The organism is Bacteroidales bacterium (assembly GCA_031275285.1).
Classification (GTDB): domain Bacteria; phylum Bacteroidota; class Bacteroidia; order Bacteroidales; family UBA4181; genus JAIRLS01.
Window position 1 is genome coordinate 1 of the sequence record JAISOY010000152.1, and the last position, 13,436, is coordinate 13,436.

Genomic DNA, 13,436 nt, shown 5'->3' on the forward strand with positions numbered 1-13,436 from the left:
TACTGCTCCAGGCTTTATCTATAAAATGGTGGTTGCTTTTGATACTTTTATCAGGCATCTTGTTGCACGAATTAATACATGGCATTTTTATGGCAATTTTTGCTAAGAATGGCTGGAGATCAATATCTTTCGGCTTTAATACTCATGCATTTGCCCCATATACCCATTGTAATGAACCTTTGACACCGGTTGATTACCGTATATCCCTGATCATGCCGGCTTTATTATTAGGAGAGATACCCGTATTGGTCGGGTGGATTACCGGGAATATTCTTTTTTTGATATATGGTGTCTTATTTGTCTGGGTTTCAGCTGGTGATGTTGCTGTTTTTCTGATGAGTAGAAAAATAAAAGATGGTATGCTGCAGGATCATCCTGATAAAATAGGATTCATTCATGTTCATGAAGCGAACTCGGTAAACCATTGATATTTTACGATTGTTTTTACCTCTCTCAATGGATAATGAAGGTATTTTCTTTTTGGAAATGAAAATAGACTAACTTTGTTGTAAAATATACTTCTTTGAACAATCCGATAAAAAAGTTAGCGGGACAAACAGCCATATATGGGTTATGCAGTATGCTACCCAGGTTTTTGAATTATTTATTGGTACCGCTTCACACCAAGGTACTGGATAAGGCCGAATATGGCGTGAATGGGGAATGGTATGCTTATGTTATGTTTCTGGTAATATTGCTTACTTATGGGATGGAAACCGGTTTTTTTAGGTTTTCTCAATCTACTGATAAAAACAAAGTTTACGGAACCACTTTTCTCAGTATAGTGTTCACTTCAACGCTGTTTATCACCGGGATTATGATTTTCTCCGAACCTTTATCCGTATGGATGGACTATGGAGATCATCGTGAATATTTACTATGGTTTGGTTGGATATTAGGATTAGATGCCATTACCGCCATTCCATTTGCCCGGTTCCGCCTGGATGAGCGCCCGTTGCGTTTTGCCTTTTATAAAATGGCTAATGTTTGTATCAATGTATTTTTCAATCTCTTCTTTCTGTGGTTCTGTCCTAAATTTTCCGACCATGGATGGATACAAAAGATATATGATCCTGATGTAGGTGTGGGTTATATATTCCTGTCCAATTTGATAGCCTCTGTGGCCACTATTGTTTTATTATTGCCGGAGATTTTCCGGCATAAGATCAGCTTTGATTTTAGACTATGGAAACGGATTATCGTTTATTCCCTGCCACTTTTAGCGGCGGGATTAGCCGGAAGTGCAAATGAAGCCATTGACCGGGTTTTATTGAAATATCGTTTGCCTGAAGCAGATATCCCTATGGAACAACTGGGTGTTTACAGTGCCAATATCAAAATCGCCACGCTGATGGTGTTATTTATCCAGATGTTCCGTTATGCTGCCGAACCATTTTTTTTCAACAATGCTAAGGAAAAGGATTCTCGCCGGACAATCGCAGAAGTGATGAAATATTTTGTGGTTTTCTGCCTGTTTATTTTCCTCGGAATTACTTTTTATCTGGATATTGTCAAACATTTTGTTGATCCCAAATTTTGGGAAGGTTTGGGTGTCGTACCGATAATGTTGTTGGCCAACATGTGCCTGGGTATTTATTATAACCTTTCGATATGGTTTAAGCTCAGTGACCAGACGCAATACGGGCTTATTATTGCTTCTATAGGAGCAATAATAAGTATCGCCGGAAATTGGTTTTTAATTCCCATTTGGGGATACTATGCTTCAGCATGGATACATGTAGTTTGTTATTTGGTGATGATCATTATCACCTGGAGCTTAGGGAAACGATATTATCCTATTCCATATCCGATAAAGACTATTTTTATATACATAATATTAGCATTAGGTTTATATATAGTGGCATCCTACACACTAATCGAAAATAAAATGTTAAATATTTTGAAGAACACCGTTCTTTTTGCGATATTTGTATTTTGTATTGAAAGGAAAGAAAGGTTATTGAAGCAAATGTTTAGAAAATGAATATTGAAGAAACTCATATACTGCAATCTTCCTGGAGAAATCAATCTATTTTACAACATCTAGATAACGAGGAGTTAGCATATTTGGAAGAAGTAGCAGAAATAAGGACTTACCAGAAGAATGAAATAATTTTTTCACAAGGTAAGCGTATTTCCGGTTGTTACATTATACTATCGGGTATCGTAAAACAGTTTAAAACAGGTATTGAAGGTAAAGATTATATCTTTCGTTTAGCCAAACCTTTTGAAATTTTAGGGTTTCGTTCTGTACTCAGTGAGGAACCAGCCTGTAATACATCCACGGTTATTGATGACACTACCGTATGTTATATCCATAAGGATTGCCTGCATCATTTGGTAAAAACGAATGGAACTTTTGCCCTGGATTTGTTACAGATCGCCTGCCGGGAATTAGAAGAATCCCATTCATTGATTGCAGATATTGCCCAAAAATCAGTGAAAGAGCGTCTGGCCGAATTTCTCCTGATGCTGGAAAACAAATTCGGTACCAATGAAAAGAAACAGTTGAATATTTCCCTTTCAAGGGAGGAACTTGCTAATATTGTTGGTACGGCAACAGAATCAGTCATTCGCCTTTTATCGGAGTTTAAAAACGAACGGTATATTGATATTAGTGGGAAAAAAATAGCCATTCTAAATGCAAAAGCTTTAGAAAAAATTGCATTTTGAGATAAGAAGATAGAATAATACATGTTGAATAGGAAATAAGTTCCCTTTGATGCATCGTAAAGCATATTTTTGTTTGATCATTCTTGTTTTACTATCAAGCTGTAAAACAGCAAAGAGATCTGTTACCACACAAAAAACACCTGCGAAATCACATGGTGTATCGAAACCGAGTACCCATGCAATAAAAACCTCATCCCGTTACCCGGCAGTTGAATATTATGGAGATAGTTGGAATACGGAACATGTCCGTTATTCTTCAGACCCGAAGCCGTCGGGAACTGTTCATTTAAATATGATTCCATCAGGAACCAGCGATTTCGTGATACCGGCTTGCGGAAGGATTTCTTCTGAATTCGGTCCGCGTAACGGGAGTATGCACACAGGGATTGATGTTAAAGTAGAACTGAATGATCCTGTTTATTGTGCTTTTGATGGGATGGTGCGCATGGCTACGACTTATAGTGCTTATGGCAAGATGGTGGTTGTTCGTCATGAGAATGGCCTGGAGACTTTATATAGCCATCTGAATACAATTGCAGTAAAAGTAAATCAACGTGTTAAAGCTGGAGATCGAATCGGTGGTGGAGGAAAAACAGGGCGTGCTACCGGTGTACACCTTCATTTCGAGACCCGTTTCAAAGGGGAACCTTTTAATCCCAGATTGGTGATTGATTTTGAAAAGTGTAGATTGAAAACAAATACTTTAGTCCTGAACGAGGACAGCTATAAACTGTATAATAAAAACCTGCAATTAGCATCGTCCGCTCCAAAACAACCTGCTAAAGAAAAGCAGGAAGTAAAAAAAACAGCTGTTCGTCCGGTCAGGCAAGTCGAGCATGTGGTGGTAAAAGGGGATACATTATATAATATATCACAACGTTATGGAACTACTGTCGATTCACTTCGCAGGGTCAATAATTTGTCACAGGGGGCTGCTATACAGATTGGGCAGAAATTAGTAGTGGAAACCAACAAATAATTACAACAAAAATACCATAAAGAATATCTTTATAAAATAATACAATATCGAGTCTTGATTAATATTCTCATTTCTAATCAGATATATATTATTTGGTAAAAAAATAAAGTTTCTTCTAAAAAAATAGTTCTGGATTTAAATTTTTAGTTTACATTTGTTGTGAAATATTTCATGTTGTATTCAACGCGCGGAATACAACGCAGTCATGATTGAGTCGTTAATTGTAAAAAACAAGTTTATGAACAAGGTATTGACCAAAGCAGAAGAGCAGGTAATGCAGACTTTATGGAAATTGGAACGTGCCGGATTAAAAGCGGTAACGGATTCGATGCCTGATCCCAAGCCACATACTAGTACAGTGGCCACCATACTGAAGATCCTTTCGGAAAAAGGTTTTATTCATGTCGAACCTATTGGACGCATGCACTTTTATTCGCCGGCCATCAGCAAAGAAGAATATTCCGGTAAGCGGATAGAAGGTATTGCATATTCATATTTTGATGGTTCCTTTAACCAGGTGATTTCACATATGGTGAAAAGTAAAAACGTAAGTATTGAAGATCTGGAGCTGCTGATTGCCCAATTGAAGGGTAAAAAGTAGATATTCTGAACGTAATGCTTAATATTAAACGGGAATGATATGGAGAATTTCCTGTATTATTTGCTAAAAGTAGTGATATGCTCTGCCATGTTTGTGGCGTGTTATTGGCTTCTGTTAAAGAATAGCCGTTTACACCGCTGGAACCGGTTTTATATCCTGGCAGCAGTGGTTTTATCAATCACCATTCCATTGATGAAGATTTCTTTGGTCTTTAATGAACTGAATGACGTACCCTTGTATGCTCAGCAGTTTATAGTTGATCAGCCTGCTGAAATGAAAATTACCGGTGTCATGGAAGAGCATACCTCTTCTTTTTCATGGGAATGGATGCTTTACACATTCTGTTCATTAGGATGCTTCCTGTTGCTTGTAAAGGAGGTGAAATCGTTGATACGCATTGTCCGTTTGAAACATTGTGCTGAAAAGGTTTCTGTACGCGGTATTGACCTGTATTGTACGGATGACGGACAGACGCCTTTCACTTTTTTCCGGACTATTTTCTGGAATAAGGATATTTCTCCTGATACAGAAGAGGGTAGGTGTGTATTGACACATGAACTGGCACATGTCCGTTTATTGCATAGTTGGGATAAAGCTTTCATACGACTTGTTTGTTGTATTTTCTGGATGAATCCTTTTTTTAGATTTTTTTGCCGGGAACTGGAGCTGGTGCACGAATTTGCTGCTGACAGTGAAACCATCGGTGAAGGAGATGGAAAAGCACTTTCATCCTTGATTTTATGTACGTTGTACCCAAATCATTATCACGACTTTACCAGTCGTTTTTTTCAATCACCCATTAAAAGAAGAATTGCTATGATCACCAATCAAAAAAAAATATCATCAGGAATCATACGTAAGATAAGTATTATTCCTGTTATCCTGGTGGCTCTTTACTTGTTTTCGCTAAGAGTAATTGCTTCAGGACCGGAAAATGCAATCATCGTACAGGATGATAAAGATCCCCTGAAACCACAAAACGCTTTGGAAGAACTGGTAACAATTGTCGCTTTTGGAAATACGAGCAAACCGGTTGAAGAACCGGCCCCGGTTTCTTTTTCCCGGAAAAACCCGAAGAGTGGTGTGTTCACCTATAATGAAGTGGAAGTAAAACCCACCTACAATGGGAAAGCCGCCGGCGAAGGATTCAGGGAATATATGGCCCGTAATCTCACTTATCCCCCAACTGCTATAGAAGTAGGGCAAAAAGGGAAGGTAATCGTTTCTTTCATCGTTGACGAAAACGGAAAAGTGACAGACGCAGAGGCAGTGGTGAATCCTTATCCAACGCTTGGGAAAGAAGTGGAACGTGCTGTGAAAGCTTCTTCAGCATGGACTCCGGGAAAAAAGAATGGGAAAAATGTTCCCGTACAGTGTTATGCATTTGTAGAATTTAAATTGAATGGAGGGCAGATAACGAAAACTTCTGAAAGTGCAGATGATGAATATTTGTATGCAAAAGTGGATCAGAAGCCTCTTTTTGAAGGAAGAAATGCCGATGAAAGTTTCAGGGAGTTTATAAATAAAAATACTATTTACCCGCCTGATGCGCTAAAGAATAATAATGGAGGACGTGTTTATGTCGAATTTGTAATTGATAAGAATGGAGATGTAAAAAATGCAAAGGTCGTCCGTGACCCAGGTAAGAGTTTAAGCGAGGAAGCTCTGCGGGTAGTTAATTCTTCTCCCCGGTGGACACCTGGAAAAATGAATGGGAAAAATGTAAATGTACGGTATGCCTTTCCTATAGTCTTTAAGTTGCAAGGGGATAAGAAGTCTGATTCATCAGAAACTTCTAAGCTTTAATTATCCATCAATGAATTTTTTGCAAAGATTATATGCTTGATGATGAAGGCGGGTTTGATAAATGCAGGTCCGCTTTTTAGTACTGTACAATATTGATAATAAATAGATAGGACTCATATTATATTAATGCTAAAATACCCCGCAGATTGAATCTACGGGGTGTTTTTGCATTAACGACCCTTAGGCCGGAAAGATGGTCATTTATTCGAACGTTACGCCGAGCCAGCTGCTGGAACGCAGGTCCTTACAAAGTGACAATAATTCGGTAACACCGGTTGAGGATGTTGTATAATCCGACAGGCCGATACCGAAACGGATACCTTTACCCTGGCTGTTGAAATTGGTCAATGAAGAACGTGGAATAACCACATCTAACGTATAACCGTCAGAGGAGGAATTCGGAGTCACTGTAATCCCTTCTGCCGAAGCTTCTACCCATTGTCCTTCTTTGCCATTCCAGCGGTTGACATGGCCTGCTGAGGAGATCCAAAATTTAGAGATTCCGGTATCTACATCCAACAGGGAAAGATTATCAGCGTCAATATAAAGATATACACCGTCGCCTGCCTGTGTTCCGGGTTCTGCGGTAACCGTCGTATTGTCTTTGGCGATAATGCCGACATAGAGGTTATTTCCATCGATACCCAGTCCGGCAGTAATATTGGCTTCAGTCTTGCCCCCAACAAACATAGGATGATCCGTCACTTGATCCCCAATGATGGTTAAATCATTGACCAGATGTCCTTTCATATAGAAGGGAGCTTCCTGATTCTTGAGCAGTCCGTGATTGGAAGTGGTCAATGCCAGGATGGTTTTGTTGTCGAAAAGCATCAACGAATTGCGGACAGCTTTTTCTTCGCTTTCGAAGGGAAAAGGTCTGGTACGGTATTTGAAATTTTCCGCCTTTGAAGTACCAATAGCTACCTCCATTAATTCGAAATCTGGGTTGCGCCCTTCATCGGTTTGGTAGGAAAGCAAGGTTTCTCCTGTTGGCAACACAATCATACGGGTAATTCCCATGAAATATTTGTCCGGAAGGATTTCATAGAGGGCATAATCACGATCGGGAGTATCTCCCCTGACAGCATCTCTCCAGTTTTCCACCAACGGACAACGAACCGTATAAGGCTTAAAGGTCATTGTCTTGTTGTCGGAAAGGGCAACTACAATCTCATCACCCAGTACTGCTGGTGAAGGCCAGGTATTTTGTTTGTAGGCACGCGAAGCCACCGTTCTGGCTCCTGTCCAGCGCCGGTTCACCCCATCAGGACCGAAATCCTTGATTTCACTGGACCATGTTTGTCCATTATCGTTTGATTCGATTACTACTAATTGCTGTTCCAAGATCTCAGCTAATAACTCCGTTGAATTCAGTGCAGTAATGGATACTGGCGTCCCGCCATCGGCAAAATAGAGTTGTAACTTACCATCCGGAAGTTGCAGGAATGATGGATTTTCAACACCCAGATTCGCATAAACTTCCGTGATAGGTTCTAAAGTCAAATCACTGTTGATCCGCCTGATTTTAATAGCAGCAGGATATTCCGTGGTTGTACCGGTCAACTCATATTGGTACCTGACAGCGCAGGAAGCTACTAAGTCTCCATTCTGAAGAAGGGTAATGGTTGGCTGTCCCATTAAGTCCTTATAGGTAAGGTCTTCATTACCGTTTTTACCAGTGTGGGAACCTTTGGGAAATAGGGTAACGGCAGTACTCCATGTAATGCCTTCGTCCTGACTGGAAATCAGATAAACATTATCTTCCGATGCATAAACCGCTACCAACTCATTGGCTGTACGGATCATTTGAGGCGCAGCACCTTTGGCTGCCAGTTGCTTTAGGGAACTGTAATCCCATGCAATGCGAATGCCGCTTATAGGCGTGATTTTTACAGGTTTGTAGCTGTCGTCAATCCCGATGCCGTTATCGTCATCATCCTTACTGCTGCATGAACTGAACAACGAAACAGATGCAATGCAGAATAGCCACAAGCCCATTATATAAAATTTATATTTTTTCATATACAATCATTTTTTAAGATGGATTAATCAGACGTCGTTTTACACAGACGGAAATCAGCAATATACACAACTACTTCTTTTGCTGAAGTATAAGCGAAAGTGGCACTACCTTCGCCTCCGATATTGACTGCATAGACACGGTTACGCCTTTGGGAATTGTCTCCTCCGTCATTTGCACGCATATCAATGGTGTATTCATGCCATGAGGTTTGTATCTCAGCATCGCCCATTTTTGCCTGTTTCCCGGCATCCCAAGACTGTTGAGTATAATCGGAATTTTGAGGATATCCCCACAAACTATTCATCGGACGGATCCACGGCAAACGGAAAATATCCCAGCCTACCTGGTTGGCTCCCGCATTGTTGGTCACCACTTCTTTTTTACATCCGATAAACATCTTAAACTTCACATAGGGATAACGTTGGTTGTCAAAGCGCCATTGTCTGGGCAATGCAAAGATAAATGTTGCATTTTTCTGTTTGATCACACAACGATAGATGTTTTTACCGTCATTTTGAATTAATTGACCCAGTTGCAGGTTTACCGTTTCACCATTCACCACATCTTCACCCGTATTGGGGAGATTCCATCTGCTGATATCCGTATAACCGGGGCGGGGCAGGAAGTTGCCGGAGTGGGATAAATTCATATCCCAGGCATCCGCCTGAACCCATCCGTTAGCAAAGAACTGAGGCTCGATAAATACACGGTCAGGAAAAAACGGATCACTATTGGGTATTTTTGTTACTACAGTTCCTACATAAGGTTCCAGGAAAGTATCGAAGGCTGTTCCCATGGTTTTTTCTATGTACCGGATAGTCGTGATTTGTCCGGATTCAATGGCATCTTTCAGGGTCTGCAGACTTTCTGGAGCATTACCAGTAGCAGCATTGATCTTTGCAGGCTGGTCTACCGGCATCATGAACTCCTGCCATGCGCCTCCGCCCACCCGGCTTGTCACACCATTCCTTCCATAATCCAGGACTTCGAGTGTTCCGGGAAGTCCTTTTCCGGTTAGATCAAGGGTATGTACCTTATTGAAAAAGAACAAATCGGCAAAGGTGGTCATATTCATTGGGTAAACCAGTTCAGTCACCTTATCTGCTTCTTCCAGTGTGAATACATTGATTCCATTGCCTCTCAAAGTATTTAACTCGGTTGGAACAAACGGCTGATCAGGTGTGGGCATCTGCACTACATACGGCCTTTCAACATTAATGGTATCCAGCAGTTCCCTGCCGTCGTCCAGAATCGGAAGTACGCGATAGGTCATATCAAAAGTCACTTCCTGTCCTGATGGAAGATTACTGGCATAAACTCGCGGAGAATTAAGTAAGGTGTCTGCTTCTGATTTACCGTCGGCATCGGTATACCGGCATATAAGTCCGTGGTATTCCATCATGATGGTATGCAGACCGGTAGGCCATTCCAGCAATATAGCCGAAGAAGCAATGGATGCATTAGGGTTAAGGATACCTTCGGACAACACATCACGGTCATACGAAGTGTAGGGCACCAATGATATCTCCTGTGGCGTGGAGCGATAACCATACTGGTCTTCGGTATAGATCAGGAACCGGTACAGACGAGGTTCGGTCAAATTGGTAACATTGACATAAGAACAAACGCTATCGATCACGATTTCTTTAGGATCCGGGGTATCGGTATCATAGGTGACAATGGTTTTTTGGGCTCTGCCCATGATAATTTTGCTGGCCGGTATGCGGCCGTCTTTCCGTAAGTCTATTTCTACGCGTTCAAAACCAACCCGTCCATATATAGTGTCGAACGCAGCCGGATAGATCTCTTCCTTTTCTGAAAAGTCTTTTATACTGTCATATATAGCATCTTTGTCGCACGAAGCAATAATCAATGCCATCATGATAAGTATACCGGACAAAAACAGGTGTATATTTCTATTTTCAAATAATGTCTTCATCTTTTGAAAGTTTTGATGGTTTATATAACTTTATCAATATCCTTCCGCTTTACGCCCATATAGGGTGATTTCCGACAAACAGTTTGCATTGGTGCCTTCGTAGTTATTGTCAAAACTTGACAATGCCTCATAACGGAACCAACGTGTAGGTTTGGTGAATTTAGGATCCTCAGGAAACATGTAGGCCATGTCGCCCTGTCGTCCCAATACACGGTATTGTCGGTCGGGTAAATTCAACGGAAAAGTAATGATGTGGGTAGTGATGGAATCCCAGGATTGGGTGTCTTCATCCCAACGCCACATAGAATAGCTACCGACATTTTCATTGCGGTAATAGTCTTCACGGCCGCTATATTCGGTGGCTTCGGTATGGCGATAACGCTGGTGCGTGATGATCCGGCTCAACTCGTAGTAATCTCCCAGGTCGATGATATAATTCCATGGTACGTTACCATCCCTGGTTTCACCAGTACGGCCTTTTCCATAGGTATGGGTAAAATTGACAAAAGTACCGTCGCTGATAAGGTCATCTATAGCCATGTAATCACGTCCTTCCAATGCATTGAAAAATCCCATAGGCACGCCGGTATTGACTTTCTGTCCGGCACGGTTAAGAATGGTAGAATCATTTGTTTCAGGTATTTGCCAGCTAGTCTTAGGAATTTTTACATCGCTGAGCAGTTTGATTTCACCAATATCAATATTATCGCTACTGTTACCATATTCATCTTCAACACGTACTTTCACCTTAATAAGTTGGTCGAGGAGTAACGGGTCGCGGACAAACTGACGTTCTTCTGCTTCACGGGATGTATACACCATGCTTTTTTTCTGCAGGGTGCCCGTTGCATCTTCGTATTCATAATCCATGAATATTTTCATGCTTTTCATCAATCCGTTTTCCCAGTTGATGTAGAAGGAACTGAAACCGCCGATACAATAAACAGTACTGGCTACTTGTTCTACAGCCGGTTCCATAGCTTCCACTGTTATTGCAATTTTGTCGGAGTGGTTACCTGCGCGATCAACAGAATACAATTGGATCGTATGTGGCTCCTGTGAGGCAAATCCGTAAACATCAATGTAGTCCGTAAAATAGGATACGGAGAACCATCTTTCTACACCTGTTTTTGTTTGGTAAGTGGCATCAATGGACAACAAATCTTCATCATCGGGTTTTTGGAAAAATATACGTACTCCCCCGTATGTCGGCTTATATTTTAGAAATACAGGCGGATTAGGAGGATCCGAGTCGTTATAGCCAATCTCAAACCGTTCGTTTTCCTTACAGGAAAACAGCAACAATACCGTCCAGATCCCTGTAAGGATTTTGATTTTTATTATTGTGTTTTTCATATTCATTTCTTTTTCGGTTAATTCAAATATTTCGTTACCATCCGGGATTTTGAATCATGTTGGCATTGGTATTCATTTCGTTCAGGGAAATCGGCCACAGGTAATTCCGGTTAAGGAAACGGCGGCGTTGCTTCACTTCCAGACGGAAGAAATTTTGGGCACCATAGCTTTCTGCTGTCCATCCGGTTACAGGAGTGTTAAATTCGGCAGCTCCTTGTTTGTAACGAATTACATCCCAGTAACGGCTTCCTTCAAATGATAATTCAATGGCCCTTTCACGTAAAATAATTTCACGCATACCGGCTTTGTCAAGATGTCTGTTCAGATATAAGGTGGTGACCAGATTGGCGTCCGACCATACATCTTCCACATTCGGAATACCTGCACGGCTTCTTATTTTGTTGATTTCGTCCCATACCTGTTGATCGGGACCATACAACTGATTCAGTATTTCGGCTTTCATCAGGTAAAGGTCTGCCATGCGGATGATCGGGTAAGGGAAATGGATCTGACGGATCCAACTACCAGATTTGGATTCGGGGTGTACATATTTCTTTACACCGACACCTGTCCAGTAAAAATCCGTGGCAAAATTGGAAGAGTATCCCCCTGCCGTACCACCATACATTTCCGTTGGAATGCAGAACTGATGGGCACGCCAATAACCTCCGGTAAAACCAAGATTAGCATAAAAGCGAGGTTCGCGATCCAGATAAAGCTTAGCCGTCATATAATTGGGTTGAAGAATACCCCGCCAGTTTTGGTATTCTACATCAGTGGAATCTACGGTGGAAACTAACCGGTACATATTGTTCCTGTCAAAAGTTTTGTCTACTTCAATGGGTAATCCGTTTTTAGTGTAGTAACGACTCACCATCTGGAATGTAGCCGAACCCCAGTTCCATGAATTTCCTGTTGTTTCCGTTACCCCGTTGGTATATGTGTTAGGCAGACGGAGATTGCTGGCATCCTGTAGGGTACCACTTGCCCCCATTGAATAAGTACGTCCCCAGAGACATTCTTTGTTCCATGGGTCAACAACCAACATACGCAAGGTATAGTATTGCTTCAGATTGGGATTGGCGCGCCAGTCATCGATATCAAATTTATAGGGCTGATCTTCGTATTCATAAAGACCGAAACCATCTTCTTCACTTTGGCGGATCGCTTCAATAATAGCTTCTTCGGCATCTTTCCATTTCTGGGTCCAGGCAGGAGAACCTTCCTCGTCCATTGGGAAGAAGGGTTGTCCGTCATGATCAGTAAAACCACCGTATAGATCTTTGGGACCATTGAATAACGGACTGGCACGGAACAGCAGGATGCGTGCCTTAATGGCTTTGGCAGCCGCCTTGCTGACCATTCCCAATTCCGTATCCATGATGTCTTCCTTTAGATCGGGTATGGCTTCGTCGATCAATTTAATGACATAATCAAAACATTCATCGACTTTTTGGCGGCGGACAAATAAATCCTCCGAATCTGAATTGAGCGGAAGATTTTCGTCAACAATGACAATAGGTCCATAATGCTGGATCAATAGAAAATGAAAATAAGCCTTCAAAAATTTTACCTGGGCAATCCAGAAATTCATATCTTCCCGGGGAAGATCTTTGACCAAATGGATATTTTCAAGAAACGTATTGGCCATACGGATACGTATGTATAAGGGAGGAACCGGATAGTATTTAACACCGCCATCCGGTTCTACCTTCAGGCCTTCCCAAAGATTGAGGAACGGCCTGGAAGTAGTCTGTAGCCCTTCCATAATTTGCGATCCATAAAGGTTGGAATGATTCAGGGTAGCATTACGTTGTCCCAGCCAGTCATCGCCCAGTAAAAACTCAGTATAATGGATTTGATGGTTGTTCGGAAGCCCTGAATATACATTACTTAAAGCCTGGTATGCCATTTCCTTATTAGCGAAATAATCTTCCAGAGAAATAGTGTTGTCCGGTACAATGTCGAGGAAATCAGCGCATGAGGACAACAATCCGGCAAACAACAAGCAGCTAACCCATCGTTTTGCATTGGTGATGATTATATTTAATCCTTTCAT

At 41.4% G+C, this 13,436-nt stretch carries 10 protein-coding genes; 6 read left to right on the plus strand and 4 right to left on the minus strand.

Features of this window, described 5'->3' with window-relative positions; translation table 11 throughout:
• From LBQ60_15115 to LBQ60_15140, 6 genes are all read left to right on the plus strand, one after another.
• A partial coding sequence (locus LBQ60_15115) for a DUF3267 domain-containing protein (protein ID MDR2039251.1) occupies positions 1–428 on the plus strand: 428 nt, incomplete at its 5' end.
• Positions 429–523: 95 nt separating this feature from the next.
• Positions 524–1,984 (plus strand): lipopolysaccharide biosynthesis protein, encoded by a 1,461-nt coding sequence (locus tag LBQ60_15120; GenBank protein ID MDR2039252.1) that lies wholly within the window; start codon positions 524–526, stop codon positions 1,982–1,984.
• Positions 1,981–2,673: a Crp/Fnr family transcriptional regulator gene (locus tag LBQ60_15125; protein MDR2039253.1), complete on the plus strand. Its 693-nt coding sequence runs from the start codon at positions 1,981–1,983 to the stop codon at positions 2,671–2,673. Before LBQ60_15120 ends, LBQ60_15125 begins: the two co-directional genes overlap by 4 nt.
• A gap of 49 nt (positions 2,674–2,722) precedes the next feature.
• Entirely contained in the window at positions 2,723–3,652 is a 930-nt protein-coding gene (locus LBQ60_15130) for a peptidoglycan DD-metalloendopeptidase family protein (protein ID MDR2039254.1), read from the plus strand.
• Positions 3,653–3,890: 238 nt separating this feature from the next.
• Positions 3,891–4,253: a BlaI/MecI/CopY family transcriptional regulator gene (locus LBQ60_15135; GenBank protein ID MDR2039255.1), complete on the plus strand. Its 363-nt coding sequence runs from the start codon at positions 3,891–3,893 to the stop codon at positions 4,251–4,253.
• 39 nt (positions 4,254–4,292) lie between these two features.
• Positions 4,293–6,059 carry a M56 family metallopeptidase gene (locus tag LBQ60_15140; protein ID MDR2039256.1) on the plus strand — a complete coding sequence of 589 codons (1,767 nt, stop codon included), beginning with the start codon at positions 4,293–4,295 and terminating at the stop codon, positions 6,057–6,059.
• 201 nt (positions 6,060–6,260) lie between these two features.
• On the opposite strand, the gene LBQ60_15145 is transcribed toward LBQ60_15140, so the two are convergent.
• Genes LBQ60_15145 through LBQ60_15160 form a run of 4 tightly spaced genes read right to left on the minus strand, consistent with a single transcriptional unit; the run spans position 6,261 to position 13,436 of the window.
• Positions 6,261–8,081, minus strand: a complete 1,821-nt coding sequence (locus tag LBQ60_15145; protein ID MDR2039257.1) for a hypothetical protein — start codon at positions 8,079–8,081, stop codon at positions 6,261–6,263.
• A gap of 23 nt (positions 8,082–8,104) precedes the next feature.
• Positions 8,105–10,021 carry a hypothetical protein gene (locus LBQ60_15150; protein MDR2039258.1) on the minus strand — a complete coding sequence of 639 codons (1,917 nt, stop codon included), beginning with the start codon at positions 10,019–10,021 and terminating at the stop codon, positions 8,105–8,107.
• Positions 10,022–10,054: 33 nt separating this feature from the next.
• Positions 10,055–11,377: a DUF4959 domain-containing protein gene (locus LBQ60_15155; protein MDR2039259.1), complete on the minus strand. Its 1,323-nt coding sequence runs from the start codon at positions 11,375–11,377 to the stop codon at positions 10,055–10,057.
• A 34-nt stretch (positions 11,378–11,411) separates the two neighbouring features.
• Positions 11,412–13,436: a RagB/SusD family nutrient uptake outer membrane protein gene (locus LBQ60_15160; GenBank protein ID MDR2039260.1), complete on the minus strand. Its 2,025-nt coding sequence runs from the start codon at positions 13,434–13,436 to the stop codon at positions 11,412–11,414.